This window comes from Pseudonocardia asaccharolytica DSM 44247 = NBRC 16224 (genome assembly GCF_000423625.1).
Lineage (GTDB): Bacteria > Actinomycetota > Actinomycetes > Mycobacteriales > Pseudonocardiaceae > Pseudonocardia > Pseudonocardia asaccharolytica.
This window is the reverse complement of the sequence record NZ_AUII01000004.1, coordinates 279,830-302,508: the sequence shown is the minus strand read 5'-3', so window position 1 is coordinate 302,508 and position 22,679 is coordinate 279,830. Positions and strand designations below refer to the sequence as shown.

23 protein-coding genes are annotated in these 22,679 nt (G+C 72.6%); 3 read left to right on the top strand and 20 right to left on the bottom strand.

Annotation, left to right across the window (positions count from 1 at the left end; all coding sequences use genetic code 11):
• Positions 1-235 (bottom strand): helix-turn-helix domain-containing protein (locus tag G567_RS0107350; protein ID WP_028929473.1); only part of this gene is annotated, 235 nt, incomplete at its 3' end.
• Positions 236-344: 109 nt separating this feature from the next.
• Here G567_RS0107350 and G567_RS0107345 point away from each other — a divergent pair.
• Positions 345-1,433, top strand: a complete 1,089-nt coding sequence (locus G567_RS0107345) for a class I SAM-dependent methyltransferase (protein ID WP_051232486.1) — start codon at positions 345-347, stop codon at positions 1,431-1,433.
• Between the two features lie 65 nt (positions 1,434-1,498).
• Here the strand turns inward: G567_RS0107345 and G567_RS0107340 are convergent, their stop codons facing one another.
• From G567_RS0107340 to G567_RS0107285, 12 genes are all read right to left on the bottom strand, one after another.
• Positions 1,499-2,491 carry a malate dehydrogenase gene (locus G567_RS0107340; protein WP_028929471.1) on the bottom strand — a complete coding sequence of 331 codons (993 nt, stop codon included), beginning with the start codon at positions 2,489-2,491 and terminating at the stop codon, positions 1,499-1,501.
• 84 nt (positions 2,492-2,575) lie between these two features.
• On the bottom strand, positions 2,576-3,691 hold the full coding sequence (gene metX, locus G567_RS0107335; protein ID WP_028929470.1) for a homoserine O-acetyltransferase MetX: 1,116 nt from the start codon (positions 3,689-3,691) through the stop codon (positions 2,576-2,578).
• Positions 3,688-4,173, bottom strand: coding sequence for a CoA-binding protein (locus G567_RS0107330; protein ID WP_028929469.1), 486 nt, complete (start codon positions 4,171-4,173; stop codon positions 3,688-3,690). Before G567_RS0107330 ends, metX begins: the two co-directional genes overlap by 4 nt.
• Before the next feature lie 37 nt (positions 4,174-4,210).
• On the bottom strand, positions 4,211-5,110 hold the full coding sequence (locus G567_RS0107325) for an acyl-CoA thioesterase (protein WP_028929468.1): 900 nt from the start codon (positions 5,108-5,110) through the stop codon (positions 4,211-4,213).
• Positions 5,111-5,136: 26 nt separating this feature from the next.
• Positions 5,137-6,558, bottom strand: coding sequence for a pyruvate kinase (gene pyk / locus G567_RS0107320; protein WP_028929467.1), 1,422 nt, complete (start codon positions 6,556-6,558; stop codon positions 5,137-5,139).
• A gap of 60 nt (positions 6,559-6,618) precedes the next feature.
• Positions 6,619-7,266: a DUF2461 domain-containing protein gene (locus tag G567_RS0107315; protein WP_028929466.1), complete on the bottom strand. Its 648-nt coding sequence runs from the start codon at positions 7,264-7,266 to the stop codon at positions 6,619-6,621.
• Positions 7,263-8,216 (bottom strand): prolipoprotein diacylglyceryl transferase, encoded by a 954-nt coding sequence (lgt, locus tag G567_RS27335; protein WP_051232510.1) that lies wholly within the window; start codon positions 8,214-8,216, stop codon positions 7,263-7,265. Before lgt ends, G567_RS0107315 begins: the two co-directional genes overlap by 4 nt.
• A gap of 116 nt (positions 8,217-8,332) precedes the next feature.
• Entirely contained in the window at positions 8,333-9,151 is an 819-nt protein-coding gene (gene trpA / locus G567_RS27330; protein WP_037056113.1) for a tryptophan synthase subunit alpha, read from the bottom strand.
• Positions 9,148-10,368, bottom strand: a complete 1,221-nt coding sequence (trpB, locus tag G567_RS0107300) for a tryptophan synthase subunit beta (protein WP_028929465.1) — start codon at positions 10,366-10,368, stop codon at positions 9,148-9,150. Before trpB ends, trpA begins: the two co-directional genes overlap by 4 nt.
• Positions 10,369-10,418: 50 nt before the next feature.
• On the bottom strand, positions 10,419-11,246 hold the full coding sequence (trpC, locus tag G567_RS0107295) for an indole-3-glycerol phosphate synthase TrpC (protein WP_037056248.1): 828 nt from the start codon (positions 11,244-11,246) through the stop codon (positions 10,419-10,421).
• A 62-nt stretch (positions 11,247-11,308) separates the two neighbouring features.
• Positions 11,309-12,004, bottom strand: coding sequence for a Trp biosynthesis-associated membrane protein (locus G567_RS27325; protein ID WP_051232484.1), 696 nt, complete (start codon positions 12,002-12,004; stop codon positions 11,309-11,311).
• Positions 12,001-13,578 carry an anthranilate synthase component I gene (locus G567_RS0107285; protein ID WP_028929463.1) on the bottom strand — a complete coding sequence of 526 codons (1,578 nt, stop codon included), beginning with the start codon at positions 13,576-13,578 and terminating at the stop codon, positions 12,001-12,003. Before G567_RS0107285 ends, G567_RS27325 begins: the two co-directional genes overlap by 4 nt.
• Before the next feature lie 81 nt (positions 13,579-13,659).
• On the opposite strand from G567_RS0107285, the gene G567_RS0107280 reads away from it, so the two are divergent.
• Positions 13,660-14,271 carry a TetR/AcrR family transcriptional regulator gene (locus tag G567_RS0107280; protein ID WP_028929462.1) on the top strand — a complete coding sequence of 204 codons (612 nt, stop codon included), beginning with the start codon at positions 13,660-13,662 and terminating at the stop codon, positions 14,269-14,271.
• Between the two features lie 104 nt (positions 14,272-14,375).
• On the opposite strand, the gene G567_RS0107275 is transcribed toward G567_RS0107280, so the two are convergent.
• The 6 genes from G567_RS0107275 to G567_RS0107245 all read right to left on the bottom strand — a co-directional run bounded on the left by G567_RS0107275 (position 14,376) and on the right by G567_RS0107245 (position 20,842).
• Positions 14,376-14,936: a DUF7676 family protein gene (locus G567_RS0107275; protein WP_028929461.1), complete on the bottom strand. Its 561-nt coding sequence runs from the start codon at positions 14,934-14,936 to the stop codon at positions 14,376-14,378.
• Between the two features lie 34 nt (positions 14,937-14,970).
• On the bottom strand, positions 14,971-16,773 hold the full coding sequence (locus tag G567_RS32905; protein WP_084795942.1) for an ATP-binding cassette domain-containing protein: 1,803 nt from the start codon (positions 16,771-16,773) through the stop codon (positions 14,971-14,973).
• Entirely contained in the window at positions 16,770-17,870 is a 1,101-nt protein-coding gene (locus G567_RS0107265) for a FecCD family ABC transporter permease (protein WP_028929460.1), read from the bottom strand. The genes G567_RS32905 and G567_RS0107265 overlap by 4 nt, the downstream gene beginning before the upstream one ends.
• Positions 17,870-19,069, bottom strand: a complete 1,200-nt coding sequence (locus G567_RS0107260) for an ABC transporter substrate-binding protein (RefSeq protein ID WP_051232507.1) — start codon at positions 19,067-19,069, stop codon at positions 17,870-17,872. Before G567_RS0107260 ends, G567_RS0107265 begins: the two co-directional genes overlap by 1 nt.
• A 10-nt stretch (positions 19,070-19,079) precedes the next feature.
• The gene (locus G567_RS37080; RefSeq protein WP_028929458.1) at positions 19,080-19,277 is read right to left on the bottom strand and encodes a hypothetical protein; all 198 of its coding nucleotides are present in this window, start codon (positions 19,275-19,277) and stop codon (positions 19,080-19,082) included.
• Positions 19,278-19,474: 197 nt separating this feature from the next.
• Complete coding sequence (locus G567_RS0107245) at positions 19,475-20,842, bottom strand: FAD-binding oxidoreductase (protein WP_051232482.1); 1,368 nt, start codon at positions 20,840-20,842, stop codon at positions 19,475-19,477.
• Positions 20,843-20,992: 150 nt separating this feature from the next.
• On the opposite strand from G567_RS0107245, the gene G567_RS0107240 reads away from it, so the two are divergent.
• Positions 20,993-21,700, top strand: a complete 708-nt coding sequence (locus tag G567_RS0107240) for a winged helix-turn-helix transcriptional regulator (protein WP_028929456.1) — start codon at positions 20,993-20,995, stop codon at positions 21,698-21,700.
• Between the two features lie 306 nt (positions 21,701-22,006).
• On the opposite strand, the gene G567_RS0107235 is transcribed toward G567_RS0107240, so the two are convergent.
• Positions 22,007-22,675, bottom strand: coding sequence for a response regulator transcription factor (locus G567_RS0107235; protein WP_028929455.1), 669 nt, complete (start codon positions 22,673-22,675; stop codon positions 22,007-22,009).
• Positions 22,676-22,679 lie beyond the last annotated feature (4 nt).

Sequence of the window (22,679 nt, the reverse complement as noted above, 5' to 3'; positions counted from 1 at the left end):
CGCCCAGCCCGTCCAGGCCCTCGGCGTTGAACCGGTGCAGCCGGTCCCGCACCGTCTGCGGGTGACAGCCGAGCGCGGCGGCGATCGCGGTGGTGTGCAGTCCCCGCCAGCTGAGCACGATCATCTTCGCCCTGCGGATCCAGTCCCCCGGGGCATGCCGGGCCCCGGCCAGCTTGCGGATCGTGCGTTCCTCGTCCGGACCAGCCGGCGGACGCGCGGACAAGAACTTCGGCATGGCTCCGTCCTCCCGGATCCACCATGCCCCCCTCGTCAACCTGTACTCCCTTTGAGGAACGCAGCACTAGCGTCCGGAAAACCCGATACCCGAGCGGAGGAGACACCCCATGGATACAGCCACCACGGCCGGCACCACCGGCATCGACGAGCAGAAGGTCGAGCGGTTCGCCGAACGGGTTTTCGGCATCTACACCGACGGCTTCGTCGGCCTGATGCTCGACCTCGCCCATCGCACGGGGCTGCTGGAGACGCTGGCCGCAGGCCCCGGGACCAGCCAGGAGATCGCCGAGCGGGCCGGGCTGGTCGAGCGCTACGTCCGGGAGTGTCTCGGCGCCCTGGTCACGGCGGGGATCGTCGACTACACCCCCGCCGAGCGCCGCTACACGCTCCCGCCCGAGCACGCGGTCTGCCTCAGCGGGCCGGGCTCGCTGAACCTGGCGCCGTTCGCGCGGGCCGGGACGCTGCTGGCCGGGCACGTCGACGCCGTGGGCCGCGCGTTCCGCGACGGCGGCGGGGTGCCCTACGACGCGTTCCGGCCCGAGTTCACCGCCGTGATGGACGGGCTGTCCCGGGGTCTGCTGGACGGGCAGCTGATCGACGGGATCCTGCCGCTGACCGGCGACCTGCCCGCTCGGCTGGCCGAGGGGGCGCGGGTGGCCGACATCGGCTGCGGCACCGGGCACGCCGTCAACCTGCTGGCCCGCGAGTTCCCGCGCTCGACGTTCGTCGGCTACGACATCGCGTCCGACGCGATCGACGCCGCCCGCACCGAGGCCGCCGGGTGGGGGCTGCGCAACGCCTCGTTCGAGGTCCTCGACGTCGCCGGGCTGCCGGCCGACCCGCCGTTCGCGGCCGTGTTCGCCTTCGACGCGATCCACGCCCAGGTCGATCCGGCGGGCGTGCTGGCCCGGGTGCGCGCCGCGCTCGCCCCCGGCGGGGCCTTCGTGATGATGGACATCAAGGCCGCGAGCGCGCTGGAGGACAACGTCGGCAATCCGTTCGCGCCGCTGCTCTACGGCATCAGCACCCTGCACTGCATGACCGTCTCGCTCGCCCAGGGTGGCACCGGACTCGGCACGGTATGGGGCGAGCAGCTCGCGCTGCGGATGCTCGCCGAAGCCGGGTTCGGCGAGGTCGCGGTGCACGACGTGCCGGACGACCCGCTCGACGTGCTCTACGTCGCCCGCCCCGCATAGCGGACCGGCCGGCGGAACCGTCCGCAGCGATCTCGCCGAGGCCGAACGGTTCCGCCGGGCGGTTCCTAGCCCGCGAGCAGGCCGAGCGCCTTCACGGCCTCGCGCTCGTCCACCAGCTCGGCGGCGGAGGCGTCGATCTTCTCCCGGGAGAACGCGTCGATCTCCAGGCCCCGCACGATCTCCCACTTGCCGTTCGCCGAGGTCACCGGGAACGAGGAGATGATGCCCTCGGGGACGCCGTAGGAGCCGTCCGACGGGATCGCCGCGGAGGTCCAGTCGCCCTCGGGGGTTCCGTTCACCCAGTCGAAGACCTGGTCGATCGCCGCGTTGGCCGCCGACGCCGCCGAGGACGCACCGCGGGCCTCGATGATCGCCGCACCGCGCTTGGCGACGGTCGGGATGAACTCCTCGCGCAACCAGGCCTCGTCGACCTGCTCGGCGGCGACCTTGCCGTGCACCTCGGCATGGTAGAGATCGGGATACTGGGTGGCCGAGTGGTTGCCCCAGATGGTCATCTTCTTGACCTCGGTCACCGGCACGGACAGTTTTCCGGCCAGCTGCGCGACGGCCCGGTTGTGGTCGAGCCGGGTCATGGCGGTGAACCGCTCGGCCGGCACGTCCGGGGCCGCGGCCTGCGCGATGAGGGCGTTGGTGTTGGCCGGGTTCCCGACGACCAGGACGCGGATGTCGTCGGCCGCGCCTGCGTTGATCGCGCGCCCCTGCGGCGCGAAGATGCCGCCGTTGGCCTCGAGCAGGTCACCCCGTTCCATGCCCTTGGTGCGGGGGCGCGCGCCGACGAGCAGCGCGACGTTGGCCCCGTCGAAGGCGGCGGTGGCGTCGTCGGTGATGTCGATGCCCGTCAACAGCGGGAAGGCGCAGTCCTCGAGCTCCATTGCGGTGCCCTCGGCGGCCTTCACGGCCTGCGGGATCTCCAGCAGGCGGAGCCGGACCGGAGTGTCCGGCCCCAACAACTGCCCGGAGGCGATCCGGAAGAGCAGTGCATAACCGATCTGGCCAGCGGCTCCGGTGACGGTGACGGTGACAGGTGGGGTAGACACGTCGGGAAGGCTAGCCCTCGCGGCCGCGGCGCGCCGCGACGGGGATCACCCAGAGCCGGGCGGATCGCAGCGGAGCCGGGGACCTCAGCCCAGCGCGCGCGCCAGCACCGCGCCGACCTGGTCGGTCTCCACCAGGAAGCCGTCGTGCCCGCGCCCGGAGCTCACGATGTCGGGTTCGGTCCCGAGCAGCGCAGCCAACTCGGCCTGCTGGTGCAACGGGTAGAGCCGGTCGGTGTCGACGCCCACGACGGTGGGCCGCGCGGTGACCCTGGCCAGCGCGGCCGCGGTGCCACCCCGGTTCCGGCCGATCTCGTGGCTGTTCATGGCCAGGTTCAGCGCGACGTAGCTGCCGGCGTCGAACCGGGCGCGCAGCCCCTCCGCCGCATGGTCCAGATAGGACTCGACGGCGAACAGCCCACCGCGCAACGGATCCATCCCGTTCTGGGCGGCCCGGCCGAAGCGAGTGTCCATCTCGCCCGCGGTGCGGTAGCTCAGATGGGCGATGCGCCGGGCGATCCCGAGCCCGCCATCCGGGCCGCGGAACTGGTCGTGATAGTCGCCACCGCACCAGTACGGGTCGGCGCGGATGGCGTCGATCTGGATGCGGCACAGGCCGACCTGATCGGCGCTGGCCTCGGCCGCCGCGGCGAGGACGACGACGTTGCGCACCCGGTGCGGCCGCATGACCGCCCACTCCAGCGCCCGCATCCCGCCCATCGACCCGCCGACGACCCCGTGCCAGACGTCGACGCCGAGCGCGTCGGCCAGCGGGACCTCGGCCGCGACCTGGTCGCGGATCGTGGTGCGCGGCCAGCGGCTGCCCCACGGCCGCCCGTCCGGCGCCGCCGAGGACGGCCCCGTCGTGCCCTGGCAACCGCCGATCACGTTGGCGCAGACCACGAAGAACCGGTTGGTGTCGATACCGAGACCGGGCCCGACCACGGCATTCCACCAGCCCGCGGTGGGATGCCCCGGTCCGGCTTCGCCGACGACGTGGCTGTCCCCGGTGAGCGCGTGCAGCACGAGGACGGCGTTGTCGCGGGCCGGCGAGAGCCGCCCCCAGGTCTCGTAGGCGAGCCGGTACCCCGGCAGCGTGCCGCCCAGTTCGAGCGCCAGCGGCCCGGGCACGTCGAGGAAGCGCCGATCCCCCGGCGGATCCCCCTCTCGCCATGCTCCGCTGACCCGGAGGACCGCCGTCACCGGATCCGGCTCCGGCTGCCGCGCACCCCGGCGTCGGGGCCCGTGAGGTGGCGCTCTCCGTGGACCCGGGTGTGCTCGACCTTCAGGCAGCGGTCCATCACGACCTGCAGGCCCGCGGCCTCGGCGCGCCGGGCCACCTTCTCGTCGAACAGCCCGTACTGCAGCCAGAGGGTGCTGACCCGTGGCGGCAGCGCCAGGACGTCGTCGAGCGTCTCCGGCAGGTCCGCGGCGCGGCGGAAGACGTCGACGAGGTCCGGCACGACCGGAAGATCGGCGAGACTGCGGTGAACGGGCCTGCCGAGGATCTCCTCGGCGTTCGGGTTGACGAAGTAGACCTCGTAGTCGGTGCGGGACAACAGGTAGGTCGCCACGGACATGCTGGCCCGGTCCGGCTTCGGGGACGCGCCGACCATCGCGACCGTCCGCGTCGCGTGCAGGATCTGCCGCCGCCGCGCCGGCGGCGGGTTCGCCCAACCCGTCATCACGATCGCTTCGACACCGCGACCGGCGCCTGCCCGCTCATGAGCTCGCCCTGGGCAACCGCACGAGCCCCTCCTGCATCGTGCTCGCGATCAGCCGCCCGTCGGCCGAGTAGAACCGGCCCTCGGCCAGGCCGCGCCCGCCGGAGGCCGCGGGCGAGTAGCACTCGTAGAGAAACCACTCGTCGGCCCGGAACGGCTGGTGGAACCACATGGCGTGGTCGAGGCTGGCCATCTGCACCTGCGTGGAGTTCATGTCGTGGCGGGCCACGACCGCCCCGAGCAGGGTGAGGTCGCTGGCGTAGGTGAGCAGGCAGACGTGCAGCAGACGGTCGTCGGGCAGCGTGCCGTCGGCGCGCATCCACGCCCGCAGCGGCTCGTGCGACGCGACGCGCTCGGCCGCCCAGACCGGCTCGTCGACGAACCGCACGTCGAGCGGCCGCGGGAAGTTGACCAACCAACCGCTGCCCTTGCCCGCCGCCACGCGCCCACCGAGGTCCGACAGCGACTCCGGCTCGGGGATCCCGGACGGCATCGGTTCGCTGTGCTCCAGCCCGTCCTGCGCGACCTGGAACGACGCTGCCAGCGAGAAGATCGCCTCGCCGTGCTGGATGGCCAGCACCCGCCGGGTGGTGAACGAGCGCCCGTCGCGGACTCGTTCGGTCTCGTAGACGATCGGCACCCGCGGGTCGCCGGGCCGGATGAAGTAGCCGTGCAGCGAATGCACCGAGCGGTCCTCGGGCACGGTCCGGCCTGCGGCCACCAACGCCTGGCCTGCCACCTGTCCGCCGAACACCCGGGTCGGCGAGCGCGGCGGGCTGACCCCGCGGAAAAGGTTCACCTCGAGCTGTTCGAGAGTGAGCAGCTCGACCAGTTCGTCGAGGACGGCCTGCCCGCGCGGGACGCCATCGGCGGCGAGCTCCGGATCGGTTGTCGTCACGCGGGGATCCTGTCAGACGGCCGGGATCACGCGTGATCCTCCTCGCCGAGTCGGTGCACCCGGATCAGGTTCGTCGAGCCGACGGTCCCCGGAGGGGACCCCGCGACGATCACCACGAGATCGCCCGGCTGGAACCGCTGGATCGACAGCATTGCCTGGTCGACCTGGCGAACCATGGCGTCGGTGCTGTCCACGGGATGGACCAGGAAGGTCTCCACGCCCCACGTCATCGCGAGCTGGCTACGGACCTCGAGGGTCGGGGTGAACGCCAGCAGCGGCAGCCGGCTGTGCAACCGGGAGAGCCTGCGCACCGTCTCGCCGGACTGGGTGAAGGCGACCAGCGCCCGGGCCGAAAGCCGTTCCCCGATGTCGCGGGCCGCATAGGACAGCACGCCACGCTTGGTGCGCGGCACGTGGTTGAGCGGCGGCACGGTGGTCGGACCCGCCTCCACGGCCTCGACGATCTGCGACATCGTGCGCACCGATCGGATCGGGTAGCGGCCGACGCTCGTCTCGCCCGAGAGCATCACCGCATCCGCCCCGTCCAGCACGGCGTTGGCCACGTCGGACGCCTCGGCCCTGGTCGGGCGCGAGTTGGTGATCATCGAGTCGAGCATCTGGGTCGCGACGATGACCGGTTTGGCGTTCTCCCTGGCGATCTGGATGGCCCGCTTCTGGACCAGCGGCACGTTCTCCAGGGGCAGCTCGACGCCGAGGTCGCCGCGGGCCACCATGATCCCGTCGAAGGCGAGCACGACGGCCTCGAGGTTGTCCACGGCCTCGGGCTTCTCCAGCTTGGCGATCACGGGAAGCCGGGCGTTCTTCTCGTCCATGATCTTGTGGACCTGGTCGATATCGGCCGGGCTGCGCACGAACGACAGGGCCACGACGTCGACCCGCAGGTCGAGCGCGAACCGCAGGTCGGCGGCGTCCTTCTCGCTGACGGCAGGCACGGACACGTTCATCCCCGGCAGCGAGAGCCCCTTGTTGTCGCTGACCGGGCCACCCTCGATGACCCGGCAGACGACGTCGAGGCCCTCGACGGCGATCACGGTCAGCGCGACCTTGCCGTCGTCGACGAGCAGCCGGTCGCCGGGGCGGGCGTCGTCGGCGAGTCCCGCATAGGTGGTGGAGACCCGGTCGTGCGTACCCGGTACGTCCTCGACCGTGATCCGCACCTCCTCGCCGGTGTGCCACTCGGTGGGACCGGCGGCGAACCGGCCGAGGCGGATCTTGGGGCCCTGCAGGTCGGCGAGGAGACCCACCGCGCGGCCTTCCGCGTCGGCGGCCTCCCGCACCATCTCGTAGACGGCCTTGTGGTCATCGCGGCTGCCGTGGCTGAAGTTCAGCCGCGCGACATCCATTCCGGCCGCGACGAGTTCACGGATCCGTTCCGGCGTCGCAGTGGCCGGGCCGATGGTACAGACGATCTTGGTGCGGCGGCTCACACGAGAAGCGTAGTCTCCCCGCTTGAACGATAAGGAGCGGCCGTGTGTCGGTCGGGAGGCTCAGCGTCGGGGCCGCTCACTGGGGCCGACGTGGTCGGCCAGCCACTGCGCGACCGGGCGCGCCGCGCGCCACGCCGCCGCCACCCGGTCCAGGCAGCCGGGTTCGTGCAGCACGTCGTCGGGCGGCCACCGACGCGAGACGTACAGGCTCTTGTGCCGCAACAGGTCCAGTCGAGGGTGCGCCGGATCGACGCCGCGGGGCCTGCTCTTGAGGAGCTCTCCGGCGATGGTCAACCCGGCCCGCTCGGCGGCGGCGAGGCGACCTTCGAGGTCCGCGCCGCGGCGGTCGTCGGCCACCGCGGTGCGGAAGCGCGCCAGCTGATCGGACACCATCCGGTAGTAGCCCGCCGCGGCGAGCAGCCCCTCGCCGGACACCTCGACGTAGTAGGGCGCGGCGAACCCGCCGCAGTGCGTCTTGTAGGGGGTCTTGTCGCGGGAGAACCGGACGTCGCGGTACGGGCGGAACACCTTGCCCGCCCCGAACTCGGGCGCCAGCGCCGCGAGCAGCGCGAGCATGGGGCCGCGCACGTCGCGCTCGTAGACGTCCCGGTGGTCGGTCCAGTAGGCCTTGGTGGTGTCGGCCAGCAGGCCGTCATAGAACTCGACCGCGCCCTCACCGAAACCGGCGAAACCGGGGACCGCCGTCACGGTGTGCGGTCCCGCGCACCGTCCGAGACGGGCCGGTCGTCGTCCGCCGCCGCGGAATCGGTGCCCGCCTGCTGGTCGTCCGCCGGTGCGAGCTCCTCGCGCGGCTTGCGCACGATGAGGATGTAGGCGACGGCGCCGAGGAACACCAGTGCGGAGACGACCACGTTGATCCGGATGTCGCCGAACACCCTCGTGGCCGGGTCGGTGCGCATGAGCTCGATGAAGAACCGGCCGAGCGTGTAGCCGGCAACGTAGAGCGCGAACACCCGGCCGTGCCCGAGCCGGAAGCGGCGGTCGGCCCACACGATGAACACCGCGACGAGCAGGTTCCAGATCAGCTCGTAGAGGAACGTGGGGTGCACGATCGCGATCGGGGTGGGGTCGAGGGCGACCCCGCCCAGCGGATCGGACAGCCCGGTCGCCGGATCGACCCGGTGATAGATCTCCAGGCCCCAGGGCAAGGCCGTCGGCCCGCCGTAGAGCTCCTGGTTGAAGTAGTTGCCAAGGCGGCCGATGGCCTGAGCGACGAGGATGCCCGGCGCCACGGCGTCGGCGAAGAACGGCAGCGGCACCCCGCGGCGGCGGCATCCGATCCAGGCCCCGACCGCCCCGAGCGCGATCGCCCCCCAGATCCCGAGGCCGCCCTGCCAGATCTTCAGCGCGTCGAGGGGATTCCCGCCGGGACCGAAGTAGGTCGGCCAGTCGGTGGCCACGTGGTAGAGCCGGCCGCCCACCAGGCCGAACGGCACCGCGAACACGGCGACGTCGACAACAGTGCCCGGCTCCCCGCCGCACGCGACGAACCGCCGCTCACCCCAGTACACCGCGACGACGATGCCCGCGATGATGCACAGGGCGTACGCCCGCAGCGGGATCGGGCCCAGGTACCAGACACCGCGATCGGGGCTCGGCAGGTACGCCAGCAGGGTCGTGGAAACGGCGGTGCTCACGAAGCCACGGTAGCGGCCCGCCACCGCGCGCGTTATGGAGCCATGACGTCGCCGGGTCCGGGCCGCCGCGCGCGTTATGGAGCCATAACGTGCTTACCGCCCACGCCGGCACCGCGTCATGGAGCCATGACGTCGGTGGGCGTCGACCGACGCGGGGAGCCGCGGCCGACCCCGGCGGCCAGCTCGGCGGCCAGCACCCGAACGCCGTCCCGACCGGTCCGCTCGGCCTCGGCGACGAATGCCGAACCGACGATGACCCCGTCGGCGAACCCCGCCACCTCGGCGGCCTGCTCGCCGGACCGCACGCCCAACCCGACACAGACGGGCAACGACGTATGCGGCCGGGTCCGGGCGACGAGCCGCGGAGCGGCCGAGGCCACACTCTCGCGCGCCCCGGTCACGCCCATGATCGACGTCGCATAGACGAACCCGCTGCTCGCCGCGACGGTGGCGGCGATGCGCTCGTCCGAGGACGACGGTGAGACGAGGAAGATCCGGTCCAGGCCGTGGGCGGTGGACGCGGCCAGCCACTCGTCGGCCTCGTCGGGAATGAGGTCCGGGGTGATCACGCCGAGCCCGCCCGCGGCGGCCAGGTCCCGGGCGAACGCGTCGACGCCGTAGCGCAGCATCGGGTTGTAGTAGGTCATGACGACCGCCGAGCCGCCCGCCGCCGAGACCCGTTCGACCACCGAGAGCACGTCGCGGACCCGGGTGCCGCCGCGCAGCGCGGTCTCGGCGGCGGCCTGGATCGTCGGGCCGTCCATCACCGGGTCGGAGTACGGGATACCGACCTCCAGCAGATCGCAGCCGCCCTCGACCATGGCGTTCATCAGCTCCACCGACCCGTCGACGGTCGGGTAGCCCGCGGGGAAGTAGCCGATCAGGGCACCGCGGCCCGCGGCGGCGCAGCGGCCGAAGACGTCGGCGACGGTCACTGGGTGTCCTCCCGGTCGAGCATGCCGAACCAGCGGGCGGCGGTGTCGACGTCCTTGTCCCCGCGGCCGGACAGGTTGACCAGCACGATCCCGTCCGGGCCGAGCTCGCGGCCCAGCCGCAGCGCGCCGGCGACCGCGTGCGCCGACTCGATCGCCGGGATGATCCCCTCGGTGCGCGACAGCAGCGCGAACGCCTCCATCGCCGCCGCGTCGGTCACCGGCTCGTACCGCGCGCGGCCGAGGTCCTTGAGCAACGCGTGCTCCGGGCCGACGCCCGGATAGTCCAGCCCCGCGGAGATCGAGTACGACTCGCTGGTCTGGCCGTCGGCGTCCTGCAGCAGATAGGACATCGCCCCGTGCAGCGCGCCGGGCGAGCCCTCCGACAGGGTGGCGCCGTGCCGTCCGGTCTCGATGCCGTCGCCGCCGGGCTCGAAGCCGACCAGCCGCACGCTCTCGTCGTCGAGGAACGCGTGGAAGATGCCGATCGCGTTCGAGCCGCCCCCGACGCACGCGGCGACGGCGTCGGGCAGCCGTCCGGTGCGCTCGAGCACCTGCTCACGCGCTTCGAGGCCGATGATCCGGTGGAAGTCGCGGACCATCATCGGGAACGGGTGCGGACCGGCGACCGTGCCGAGCAGGTAGTGCGTGTGCTCGACGTTGGTCACCCAGTCCCGCAACGCCTCGTTGATCGCGTCCTTGAGCGTGCGCGAACCGAGCTTGACGGGCACGACCTCGGCGCCGAGCAGCCGCATCCGGGCGACGTTGAGGGCCTGCCTGCGGGTGTCGACCTCGCCCATGTAGACGACACAGTCCAGGCCCAGCAGCGCGCAGGCGGTGGCCGTGGCGACGCCGTGCTGCCCCGCCCCGGTCTCGGCGATCACCCGGGACTTGCCCATCCGCTTGGTCAGCAGCGCCTGACCCAGGACATTGTTGATCTTGTGTGAGCCGGTGTGGTTGAGGTCCTCGCGCTTGAGCAGGATCCGCGCGCCGCCCGCGTGCTCGGCCAGCCGCGACACCTCGGTCAGTGGGGACGGGCGGCCGGAGTAGTCGCGATGCAGCCGGTCGAGCTCGGTGAGGAACTCCGGATCGTGCCGCGCCTTCTCGTACTCCGTCGTCAGCTCCTCCAGCGCGGCGACCAGCGCTTCCGGCACGAAACGCCCGCCGTAGCGGCCGAAATGGCCGCGCTCGTCCGGCTCATGCCCGGACGACCTGGCGATCCCGTCGCTGGCCTGCACACCGCTCCTCGCGCCGCGGGTCAATGCTTCGCTCACCGCACCATCCTGGAGCATGACGGGTGGAAGCCCGCGGCCACCAGGTTGCGCACCGCCGCCAGCGGATCGCCGCTGGTCACGAGCCCCTCCCCGACCAGCACCGCGTCGGCGCCCCACCCCGCGTAGGTGAGCAGGTCGCCCGGACCACGCACGCCGGACTCCGCGACGCGCAGCACGTCGTTGGGCAACCCCGGCGCGATCTGCCCGAAGATCGACCGATTGACCTCGAGCGTGTGCAGATTGCGGGCGTTCACCCCGATCAGGCCCGCACCTGCCTCCAACGCCCGGTCCGCCTCCTCCTCGGTATGCACCTCGACGAGCGCGGTCATCCCCAGGGACTCAGCCCGGTCCAGCAGCGCGACCAGCACGTTCTGCTCCAGCGCCGCGACGATCAGCAGCACCAGATCGGCCCCGTGCGCCCGCGCCTCGTGGACCTGGTACGGGCTGACGATGAAGTCCTTGCGCAGGATCGGCACGTCGACGGCGGCGCGCACGCTGTCCAGATCGGCGAGCGACCCGTCGAACCGGCGCTCCTCGGTGAGCACGCTGATCACCCTGGCCCCGCCCTCGGCGTAGGTCGCCGCGAGCTCGGCCGGCTCGCTGATCGTGGCCAGCCTTCCCTTCGACGGGCTGCGGCGCTTGACCTCGGCGATCACGCCGATCCCGGGCTCCCGCAACGCTGCCATGACATCGCGTGGCGGCGGGGCCTGCGCGGCCCGCCGCTTGATCTCGGCAAAGTCGATGGCGGCCTCGCGGACGGCGAGATCCTCCCGGACTCCGTCCACGATGGACTCGAGGACGCTCGGTCCGACGGTCTGCTTCATGATTTCGCCCACGGGGCTGGGTCCCCCTTCGGGTTCAGGCCTTTAAGGCGGTGTTCTCAATGCTAGACAGCGCGGGTCGGCGGCTCGTCGTCAGGCCCGGCCCGACCCGCAGGACCACCGGCCCCGATGCCGTCGCCGGGGTCCACGGTCGGGTCCCGGCCCGCGTCCAACTCCTGCCACGCCGCTCGCTCCGGATCGACGACGGGCCTGCGGGCCCCCGGTGCGGAGTACCGGCTGCCCAGCCGCGGAAGGCGCCCCGCTCGCACGATCAGCACCACCCCCGCGACCAGCACCAATACTGCGCCCAGCAGCGCCAGCCACGGCGCCGCGGTGGTGTGCGTGACCTCGGCGGGCGGCTGCGTCACCGAACCGCCCGCACCGACCGTGACACCGGAGAGCGCGGCCAGCCGATCGGTCGACGGCGCGGCCATGACCGTGGCGAGCGCCGCGCCCCCCGCCGCGAGCCCGGCGAGCGCGACGATCAGCCCGAGCACCCGGCGCGCCACACCCGACACCGCCACCGACGCGGCGACCGCCGCCACCGCCAGCAGGGCAACCCCGGTCAGCGCGGGCTGCACCTGCGCACCGGTCGCCGACACCGCGACGTCCCCGCGGGCGGGGGTGGAGACCACGCCGGTGAACCACGTCAGCTGCCCGGACCCCCACAGCGCGAGCGCCCCACCCGCCAGCACCGCACACAGCGCGATCAGCAGGCGCCGCCCCCGCGCCGTGGCGGTGGTCGACCCGGGCGCGCTCATGGCTCCGCAAGCGTCGCCGCGGTCGCCACCGCCGACAGCACCGCTCGCGCCTTGTTCAGGCATTCGGTGTCCTCGGCGGCCGGATCGGAGTCGGCAACGATCCCGCCGCCCGCCTGCACGTACGCCGTCCCGTCCCGGACCAGCGCGGTGCGGATCGCGATCGCGGTATCGGCGTTGCCCGCGAAGTCCAGATACCCCACGATGCCGCCGTAGAGCCCGCGCCGGGTCGGCTCCAGTTCCTCGATGAGCTGCATCGCCCGCACCTTCGGCGCCCCGGACAGCGTCCCGGCCGGGAAGCACGCCAGCACCGCGTCGTAGGCGTTGCATCCGGCGCGCAACGCGCCGGTGACCGTCGAGACCAGGTGCATCACATGGCTGTAGCGCTCGACGGAGAAGAAGTTGTGCACCCGCACCGTCCCGGGCTCGCAGACCCGGCCGAGGTCGTTGCGCCCCAGATCGACGAGCATCACGTGCTCGGCACGCTCCTTGGCGTCGGTCCGCAGGTCCTTCTCCAGCAGAACGTCCTCCTCCTCGGTCGCGCCCCGCCAGCGGGTGCCGGCGATCGGGTGCGTGGTGGCCTGACCGTCACGCACCGTGACCAGGGCCTCCGGGCTCGACCCGACGATCGCGAACGGCGGCCCGCCCCCGGCGTCCTCCAGATGCAGCAGGTACATGTACGGGCTGGGGTTGGTCGCCCGCAGCACTCGGTAGACGTCGAGCGGGTCGGCGGCGCAGTCCATCTCGAACCGCTGCGAGACGACGATCTGGAACGCCTCCCCCGCCCGGATCTGCTCCTTGGCCACCTCGACGGCCGCGTGGTGCTCGGCCGGGCCGCGCCTGCGCAGGAACCGCGGCTCCGCGGTCCGGTAGACCGCCACCGTCGACGGAGCCGACGCCGACAGCTCGGCCGTCATCCGGTCCAGCCGGGCCACCGCGTCGTCGTAGGCCTCGTCGACGCGCTCGTCCGAGGCGTCCCAGTTGATCGCGTTCGCGATGAGCGTGACCGTGCCCTCGTGGTGGTCGAGCGCCGCCAGATCGGTGGCCAGCAGCATGACGACCTCGGGCAGCCCCAGGTCGTCGTCCGTGTCCTCGCCGATCCGCTCCAGCCTGCGCACCACGTCGTAGCCGAGGTAGCCGACCATCCCGCCGGTCAGCGGCGGCAGCGTCGTCCCCGCCGCCCCGCCCCCGCCGGGCAGCGGTTCGCTGCGCAGCTCCTCCACGACGACACGCAACGCGGACAGCGGATCCCCCTCGGTGGGCATCCCCACCGGGACCTCCCCGGTCCAGTGCAGCGCGCCGTCCACCGCGGTGAGCGCCGCGGCGCTCCGCGCGCCGACGAACGACCATCGCGACCAGGAACGCCCGTTCTCCGCCGACTCGAACAGAAACGTGCCGGGGCGGGAGGCCGCGAGCTTGCGATACACGCCGACCGGGGTCTCGTCGTCGGCGAGCAGCCTGCGCACGACCGGGATCACCCGGTGCGCGGTGGCGAGCTCGCGGAACTCCTCACGGCTCGGGGTGACCGAACCGAGCGCTCCGGCCGCAGGGCCGGGCGCAGTCGTACGGACGGACATCGGCTCATTCTCGCAGGCGGTCCGGATACCGCGCGTCGCACCGTGACCGCCCGTCGCCGCCCGAACGGGGATGATGGCGGGGTGGTTGAACCCGGAACCCGAACCGCCGCCCGGCGCCGCGGCCGTCGCCGAGCGGGCGAGGACACCCGGGCGGCGCTGCTCGCCGCCGCCCGCGTGGAGTTCACCGAGCGCGGATTCGACGGCGCCACGGTCCGCCGGATCGCCGAGCGCGCCGGGGTCGACCCGGCCATGGTCAACCACTGGTTCGGCGGCAAGGAGCAGCTCTTCGTCTCCTCGCTGGAGATCCCGCTCGACATGGAGACGATCCACCGCGAGCTGCTGTCCGGCGATCGCGACGAGCTCGGCGTCCGGATCGTGACACTCTTCCTGCAGATCTGGGACCGCACCGGTGGCGGGCCGCTCGCCGCGCTGATCCGCAGCGTGGCCGGGCACGAGGCGGCGGCGCGGATGATGCGGGAGTTCGTGGGCAAGCTGATCATCGGCCGGATCGTGGCCAGGGTCGCCCCCGACCAGGTCGAGCTGCGTGCGGCGCTCGTCGGCAGCCAGGTGATCGGCCTCGGGATGGTCCGCTACGTGCTGGCACTGGAGCCGCTCGCCTCCGCCGACCACCCGACCGTCATCGCGGCGATCGCCCCCAACCTGCAGCGCTACCTGACCGGCCCCCTCGACTGACGTCGTCAGCGCACCGCCTGGCAGCACGTCATGGAGCCAGAACGCGCTGAGGAGGCGGCTCCCGGCAACGTCATGGCTCCACAACGCGCCGGCCGGCGAGTGTGTCAGCCGTGGGCGAAGCCCTTGCCGGTGCGGTCCAGCGGATCGGGCCCGATCCCGAGGAACGTCCGGCGCAGCGCGTCCCAGGCCGCCAGCCTGCCGAAGTCCGGTTCGGGCAGGATCTGCTGGCGGTCGTCGAGGAACGGGTTGGGCAGCATGACGGTCATCTGCTGGTCGCCGACTCCGTTGAACAACCGGATACCCCAGGACGTCGGCGACTCGCCGGAGATCCGGCGGTAGAACTCGGCGCGCGCGCAGCGGCGCTGCCTGCCCAGCTCGGGCCCGCTGGCGGTGTGCTCGCCGATGCACAGGTGGAAGTGCCAGCGTCCGAAGTCGACGGTCACGTAGCCGTCGTACATGCTGATCCGCTTCGGCGCGTTGGGGGCGGCCACCTCCAGCGCCGAGCCCGGGATCAGCACCCCGAAGAAGATGTGCTCCCAGTGGTCGGTGAACACGTCGGTGAGCAGCGCGAGCAGGATCTCCTCGTCGGTGGGCACCGGCCAGATGTGCAGCAGGCCGTCTCCCGGCTCGTCGACGACCTGCGGTTCGGCGGGTGACGGGGTCATGGGTCCTCCATTCCTCGGGTCCCGGGTTCGGGGCCTACGGGTGCGGATCGGCGACCCGGGACGGGCGCCGGGCTGCGGGAAGCAGGGCACAGTCGGCGCAGTGTCCACCGACGGCGGTGCGGTAGTACAGGCAGCAGGAGCGGCGCCGGAACAACGGTGTCACCCCGGGTGCGGCCAGTGCGCCGGTGCCGGCCAGCGGCGGCCGCTCCAGCAGCTGCTCGACCACGATGCGCACCCGCCTGGTGGCCGCCGTGCCCAGGTTGGTTTCGAGCATGCGCAGCGCTCCGGCCAGCGCCGAGGCCGCGTTGCCCCACAGCAGCCGCTCCGAGACCGGGCTGATCCGGCGCAGCACCGCGATCATCGGCGCGAGGTGGGCGTCGACCAACAGCTCACCGAGCAGGTCGGCCGGTGCCGCACCGTGCAGCCGCTCGGTCCCGGCCCAGCCGCCGGGCGATCCGCAGCGTAGCCCGGGCGCCTCGCCGAACCGGCTCTGGACCGCGACGTCGGCCGGGTCGAGATCCAGCACGACGCCGCGCGCCAGACCGGCCAGCATCGGGGATGCCAGCCGGGCCGCGAAGCCCAGCTGGAGCACCGACACCGCGACGCGCAGCTCGTCGGTGCCCAGCCGCTGCCCGACGGTCTCGACCACGCCGGCCAGCGTCTTCCCGCCGTCGCGGTAGAGCTCGTCGAGCGGCCGCCAGCCGGCCGGGTCGGCGTCGTCCCAGCCGCTCTCCACCGCGAAGTAGGCCCCGATCGACGCCGCGGCGCGCAGGCAGTCCGCCACGTCCGACGGCGCGGCCCGGCGCAGCGGCCAGCCCTCGGCCGGGCGCCGGGTGTGCCGGTCCCGGGCCCAGCCGGCGAGATCGCTCCAGCCCGGCAGCCGGGTGGTGCGGCCGTCGGCGCGGGCCAGGAATCCGCTGCCGATGGCCGTGACGTCGACGTCGGCGGGCCCGTCGGTCACCACCGTCCAGCCATGGCGGCTCAGGGCCCGCGCGAGGAGCGGGGTCGTCGCGCGCGGCCCGTGCACGTGGGCGGTGCCGGTCGCGGATCCGAGGAGCGCGAAGCCGCCCGACCGCGGGTCGAATGACAGCTCGGCGGTGTCGAACACCGCCGACACCGCCCCGTCGGCGACGAGCTGTTCGGGGGCGCCGGTGCGCAGCCGCCGGTGGCGGTCGACCAGCCAGACGTGGTCGGCCAGCCGCAGCGCGAGCTCGAGGTCGTGCGTGGAGAGCAGCACGCACAGGTTCTGCTCGCGCGCCAGCCGCCGCAGCAGGCCGAGCAGCTCGACCCGCGAGGTCGCATCGAGGAACGCGCCGGGCTCGTCGAGCAGCAGCACCGAGGGCTGCTGCGCCAGCGCGCGGGCGGTGAGCACCCGCTGGCGTTCGCCGTCGGACAGCTCGGCGACCCGCCGCCCGGCCAGGTGACCGGCACGCGCCGCGGCGATCGCCGCGCCCACCGCCGCGTGGTCGCCGCGGCGCAACGTCCCGCCCGAGCCGGTGTGCGGATGCCGGCCCAGCTCGATCAGCTCCCGGGCCGAGAGCAGCCCGGCGTCGACCCGCTCGGTGAGCACCACCGCGAGCCGGCGCGCGCGGCGCGCCGCCGGCATCCGGGGCAGGTCCGCTCCGTCCAGGGTGACCGTCCCGGCCAGCGGGGGGTGCAGGCCGGCGACCGTTCGCAGCAAGGTGGACTTGCCCGCGCCGTTCGGCCCGAGCAGCACGGTCAGCTCACCGCGGGCCGCCGCTGCCGCCAGCCCGGTCAGCACCTCGGCGACGCGGCGCCGGCCCGTGCGGTAGCCGACCGTCAGCGCGTCGAGCCGCAGCCCGTCCGGTCCGCTCATGTCAGCGCTCCCGCCGCCATCCGCCTGCCGCGCAGCAGCACCCCGATCACCACGGGTGCCCCGACCAGTGAGGTCACCACGTTGAGCGGAATCACCGTCTCGGTGCCCGGGGGGTGGCTCGCGATGGTGCAGGCCAGCGCCGTGAGCGAGCCGACCAGCAGCGTGGCGGGCAGCAGGACGCGGTGGTCGGAGGTGCCCAGCAGGATCCGCGCCAGGTGCGGGATCGCGATGCCGATGAACCCGATCGGGCCGCAGAAGGCGGTGACCGCTCCGGCCAGCAGCGCTGCGCTCATCATGATCGACATTTGGACCCGGCGCACGTTCACGCCCATGCTGCGCGCGTAGCCGTCGCCCAGCAGCATCGCGTTCAGCGGCTTGATCAGCAGCACCGCCGTCATCAGCCCGACCGCCCCGCACGGGGCGAAGATCGCCAGGTCTGCCCAGTTGGTCGCGTCGAAGCTGCCCAGGCCCCAGACGAGGAACTGCTGCGCGATCCGCGGATCGGTCCACACCAGCACCAGGCTGACCACCGCGGTGGTCACCGAGCCGACCATCACCCCGACGATCAGGAGCGTCACCGCGGAGCGCACCCACCGCGACAGCGCCAGCACCAGGACCAGCACGGCGCCCGCGCCGGCCGCCGCCGCACCCACCGCGCCGACCCGGCCCAGACCCACCAGCCCGGCACCGAACGAGCCGCCGAACGCCGCCGCGGTGGTCGCCGCGACGAAGATCGCCACGCCGAGGCCGGCCCCGGAGCTCACGCCGAGGACGTAGGGGTCGGCCAGCGGGTTGCGGAACAGGGTCTGCATCATCAGGCCCGCCACGCCCAGGGCCGCCCCGGCGAGGACCGCGGTCAGTGCCCGCGGGAACCGGACGGTGCCGATCACCACCTCCCAGCGGGGATCGGTGGGCTCAGCGCCGACCAGGACCCGCACGGTGTCGGCCATCGGCACGGTGACCGGCCCGAGAGCGACCGCGAGCACCAGCCCGGCCAGGCCGGCCGCGACCAGCGCCGGCAACAGGAACCGGCGGCGGCCGGGGACCGGCCCGGCGGTTTCCGCGGCGGGCGGGTCGCGGTCGGTCAGCAGCGTCATCAGGATCCGAGCCGCTGGAAGTAGACGAACTCGTGGCCGGGCAGCAGGTCGGGATGCAGGATCGCGATCAGATCGGCCAGCACCTCGTCCGGGTGGGTGACACCGCGTTCATAGAACTCGTTGCCGCCGGTGGGGCCGAGGCGCTTGTTGGCGTTCCAGACCTGCCCGGACTTCACGGCGGCCAGCTCGGCGTACCGCGGGTCGGCCGCGGTCACGTCGGCCATGCTCGTCCACTGCGTGGTCACCAGCCAGACCGCAGCGGCGCCGTCGGTCGCGTAGACGGTCTCGAAGTCGCGCTGCACGCTGCCCGCCGCCGAGTTGCCGGCCTCGGAGTAGGTGCCGCCGGCGTCGCGGACCAGGGTGCCCGTGGTGCTGCCACCCGCCGGAACCGACCAGGTGCCCTGGTAGAGGTTGCCGAGCACGACCGGCACCGCCGGCGCGGCCGCCGCCGTGGCCGTGATCTCCCGGTAGCGGCTCTCGATCTCGCCGAACACCGCGGCAGCCCGTTCCTCCTGGCCGGTCAGCGCGGCCATCGCCTTGATCCATTCGGCCTTGGCCAGCGGGCCGCTGTCCAGATACTCGGCCCAGCCGATCACCGGGATCCCGGCGTTGCGCAGGGTCGGGAAGGCGGGGTTGTCGGTGCCCTGGCTGAGCAGGACGTCCGGGTCCGCGGTGATCACCTGTTCGGTGTTGAGCTGCTGGTTCTCGGCGAACCTGGCGACGCTGCCGTCGGCGATCCTGGTCCGGACCTCGGCTCCGGAGACGAAGTCGGGGTTCCCGACACCGGTCAGCACGTCGAGCGTGCCGAGATCGACGATCAGCGAGAGCTGGGTGGTCGACTCCGAGTACAGGCTGCGCACCGGGGTCTCGATCATCGGGGCGCCGGCCAGGTCGGGCGGCAACTGCGGCGCCGGCGCCCCGCACGTGAGGAGCACATACGACTCGGGCGCCCCGCCCGGATAGGGCTGGTTCACGGTGAGGACCTGGTAGCTGCGCTCGTAGCGCAGCGAGAAGTTCGTCGCGTGCTCGATGCGGGACTTGACCGGGAAGTAGTCCGCCGCCGGGTCGAAGTCGCTGATGCAGCCGGCCGCCGCGGCACCGGCCCGTTCGGCCACCGGCGTCGCCGTGGAGCAGGCCGACGTCACCAGCACCACGACGAACCCGATCAGTACCGCGGCACGCCGCCACCACCGATTCACCGGCACTCCTTCACACCCGATCGTCGAACTCGGGCCGGAGCATATATATGAATAACTGTTCAGATAAGAGGGTGTGACGGTCGCCTCGGATCAGTGCGCCAGGCCGCGCGCTGCCGGCGGCGCCGTCGCCCTCGGTGAAGAAGCACCACACCGCGCCCCACAGGTACTCGAGGACGTGGATGAGGTCGACGACGACGGTGACGCTCACCTTCCGCTTCTCGGCCTGGCCTCGATGCAGTCGATCTGGTGCTTATTGCCGTCCACCAGGGCCACCCACTGGAGTTCGTGGTCCGGGTCCCGCCGGTCGGCCTCGGCGAAGACTCTGCCCACCACGTCGCCGTCGGCGGCCGGTTCCCGCTCGATCGTGGCGTAGAAGGCGTCTGCCTCGAGCGTCGCCGGCCCCGCTCAACCGGGGCGGATGTTCTTGTTGTGGTGGAAGGCGTTGTCGGGGTCGTACTTGGCCTTGACCTCGGCGAGTCGCCGGTAGATGTGATCGCCGTAGGCCTCTCGAACGCGGCTGGTGTCGTCGTCGGAATCAAGGAAGTTGACGTAGACGCCGGCGCGGTGCGGTTGGAGGGCTTGGAGGAACCGCCGCGCCCAAGCGGTCTCGGCCGCGGCGTGCTCGCCGGACTCGTCAGGGAGCCACACGCCGTCGATGCTCATGGTGTGGGCCACGTCGCGCCCGGCGTAGGCGGTGGCTTCGTGGGGGACTCGGGCGACGACGCCACCCATGTGGAACATCGCCGCGTACGACCGGGGCGAGCCGGCAGTGTAGGCGTGATCGGCGATGACGGCGATGACGTCGTCGGTGAGACCGGCGAGGTTCGTCGCCTTCCAGTAGTAGTGCCATCCGTGGGGGACGGTGTCGTTGAGGGCGCCCTGGAAGGCGGCATACGGCGAGGGCGCGAGCAGGTCCACGAGCGGCGTCCCGAGCCGGCGCAGCGCCCGCACCGCCCGCTCGCCGTCCTCGACGGCGCCGGCGTGGCAGCAGGCGACGGCGATGGCCGGCCGCCAGTGCAGATCCTCAGGGATGACCGTCAGCGGGGGGACGGTGCCGAGCCTGATGACGGTGCCGAGCTCATCGGGCGCTTCGGAAACGAAGTCCCGGTAGAAGCGCAGCACGTCGGTGGTGTCGTCGGCCGCCCAGAAGACGGGTCCGGCCATCACGCTCGGGCCGACGGGGTGCAGAGTGAACTGGAACGTGGTGACGACGCCGAAGTTGCCGCCGCCGCCTCGCAGCGCCCAGAACAGATCTGGATGTTCGTCGGCCGACGCCCGTACGATGCTGCCCTCGGCGGTGACCACCTCGGCGGCAAGCAGGTTGTCGACGGCGAGCCCGTGTCTGCGCATCAGGAAGCCGATGCCACCGCCGAGGGTGAGCCCGGCGACGCCGGTGTGGCTCACGATGCCGCCGGTGGTGGCCAGACCGTGGGCCTGCGTCTCGTGGTCGACGTCGCCCCACAGCGCACCACCCTGTACCCGGGCCGTGCGGCCGGCGGGGTCGACCCACACGGCCCGCATCCCCGAGAGGTCGATGCCGATCCCGTCGTCGCAGACCGCGGTGCCGGCCACGTTGTGGCCCCCGCCCCGTACCGCGATCTCCAGGTCGTGGTCGCGAGCGAAGCGCACGGCCGCGGCCACGTCGGCGGTCCCGCCGCAGCGGGCGATCAGCCGGGGGCGCCGGTCGACGGCGCCGTTCCACACGGCTCGGGCGGTGTCGTAGTCGGCGTGGTCAGCGGTGATCAGTTGGCCCCGGAACCCGTCGATCTCCATCGCGGTTACCTCCTCGCTCAGGTGGCCGACCTGCTCGCTGGTCGGTCATCGGTCCTTCTCGCGAGGGCCCCATGGCACCACCATGGACGGCGGCCGTGAAGTCAACAATCTGGACTTCACAGCCGAAGGCAGGCGCGCGACACTGGCGTCGTGAGGACGTACGGCCAGTACTGTCCCATCGCCCGTGGCGCCGAGATCTTCGCCGAGCGCTGGACGCCACTGATCATCCGCAACCTGTACCTGGGCTGCGGAAGCTTCAGCGAGATCCTGGAGGGCGCGCCCGGGCTCTCCCGCACCCTGCTCTCGCAGCGGCTCAAGCAGCTCGAACGGCTCGCCATCGTCGAGTCGGCACCCAAGCCCGACGGGCGCGGGTTCCGCTACGAGCTCACGCCCGCGGGTCGCGACCTCTTCAAGGTCTGCGGGTCGCTCGGCGAGTGGGGTGCCCGCTGGCTCGAGATCGCCCCCGAGCATCTCGATCCCTTTGTGGCTCTGTGGTCGATGTGCAACGCACTCCGCCGAGACCGGCTCCCGGATCGACGCGTCGTCATCCGCTTCGACTTCACCGGCCGTCGGCGCCGCGAGCGGTTCTGGCTGCTGATCGAGCACGGAGACACCGAGATCTGCAAGACGTACCCCGGCCTCGACGAGGACCTCTACATCACGGCGGAAGCCGACGCCTTCGTCAAATGGCACGCCGGCCAGCTCACCTGGGCCGAAGCCACCCGGAACCGCCGCATCCAACTCCACGGTCCCTCGTGGCTCGTACGGGCCTTCCCCACCTGGAACGCTCGCAGCCTCTTCGCCCACATCAAGCCGGTCTCCCGGACTGCCGCGAGCTCCTTCCAGGTCGCGACCTGACCGCGCAGCTTCCGCAGCTCCTCGAAGAGGGCGGCGGTGAGGTCGACGGTGGCGGCCTGCTCGGCCCGGGCGGCATCCCAGACGGCGAAGTGGGCGGCCCAGTTGGCCAGCGGCCTCGAGCACCAGATGCACCCGGTCGCGCCACCAGCCGGTATGCGCCCCGGGGATCGCAGCCAGCCCCGCTTCCACCGTCTCCTCGCCCAGCGTGGTTCATCCCCAGGGCTGCGTGAACCCTCTGCGGGAGCCGCACCCTGATGAATCAGTGATGTGATGGACGGGCACCGCCCGGGTCAACCACGGAAGGATTCAGGCCGGGCGGCGCGGGTCGATGAACCCGGACTCGTAGGCGCGCACCACGGCCTGCGTACGGTCCCGCACACCCAGCTTGGCCAGCACGTTCCCGACGTGGGTCTTCACCGTCTCCACCCCGACGATGAGCTCCGCGGCGATCTCCGCGTTCGACAGCCCGCGCGCCATGTACCGCAGCACCTCGGCCTCGCGGTCGGTGAGCCCGGCGGTGCGCAGCGCGTCCCCGCCCACCGGGCCACGGGTCGCGACCAGCTCGCGCACCGCGGCCGGGAACAGCAGCGACTCCCCCGCCGCCACCGTGCGCACGGCCTGCACGATCTCCGCGGGCCGGGCCCGTTTCAACAGGAAGCCGGTCGCCCCGGCGCGCAGCGCCTCGTAGACGTAGCCGTCGTTGCCGAACGTGGTGAGGATGAGCACCCGCGGCGGGTGCTCGCCGCGCAGCAGCGCCCGCGTCGCGGTGATGCCGTCGACCGCAGGCATCCGCACGTCCATCAGCACGACGTCCGGGCACAGCCTGCGCACCAGGCCGGGCACCTCCGCGCCGTCGGCGGCCTCGCCGAGCACCTCGAGGTCCGGCTCGGCATCCAGGATCGCCCGCAGCCCGGCGCGGACGAGGGCCTCGTCGTCGACGAGCAGCAGACCGATCGGCGGGTTCCCGGAGCTCACCGTT

Coding starts and splice junctions, on each gene's coding strand:
- G567_RS0107345 (WP_051232486.1), top strand. CDS start 345: ATGGATACAGCCACCACGGCCGGCACCACCGGCATCGACGAGCAGAAG.
- trpC (WP_037056248.1), bottom strand. CDS start 11,246: ATGAAGCAGACCGTCGGACCGAGCGTCCTCGAGTCCATCGTGGACGGA.
- G567_RS0107330 (WP_028929469.1), bottom strand. CDS start 4,173: ATGACGGGTTGGGCGAACCCGCCGCCGGCGCGGCGGCGGCAGATCCTG.
- G567_RS27325 (WP_051232484.1), bottom strand. CDS start 12,004: ATGAGCGCGCCCGGGTCGACCACCGCCACGGCGCGGGGGCGGCGCCTG.
- G567_RS0107275 (WP_028929461.1), bottom strand. CDS start 14,936: ATGACCCCGTCACCCGCCGAACCGCAGGTCGTCGACGAGCCGGGAGAC.
- G567_RS0107265 (WP_028929460.1), bottom strand. CDS start 17,870: ATGACGCTGCTGACCGACCGCGACCCGCCCGCCGCGGAAACCGCCGGG.
- G567_RS0107245 (WP_051232482.1), bottom strand. CDS start 20,842: ATGGAGATCGACGGGTTCCGGGGCCAACTGATCACCGCTGACCACGCC.
- G567_RS32905 (WP_084795942.1), bottom strand. CDS start 16,773: ATGAGCGGACCGGACGGGCTGCGGCTCGACGCGCTGACGGTCGGCTAC.
- G567_RS0107285 (WP_028929463.1), bottom strand. CDS start 13,578: ATGTCCGTCCGTACGACTGCGCCCGGCCCTGCGGCCGGAGCGCTCGGT.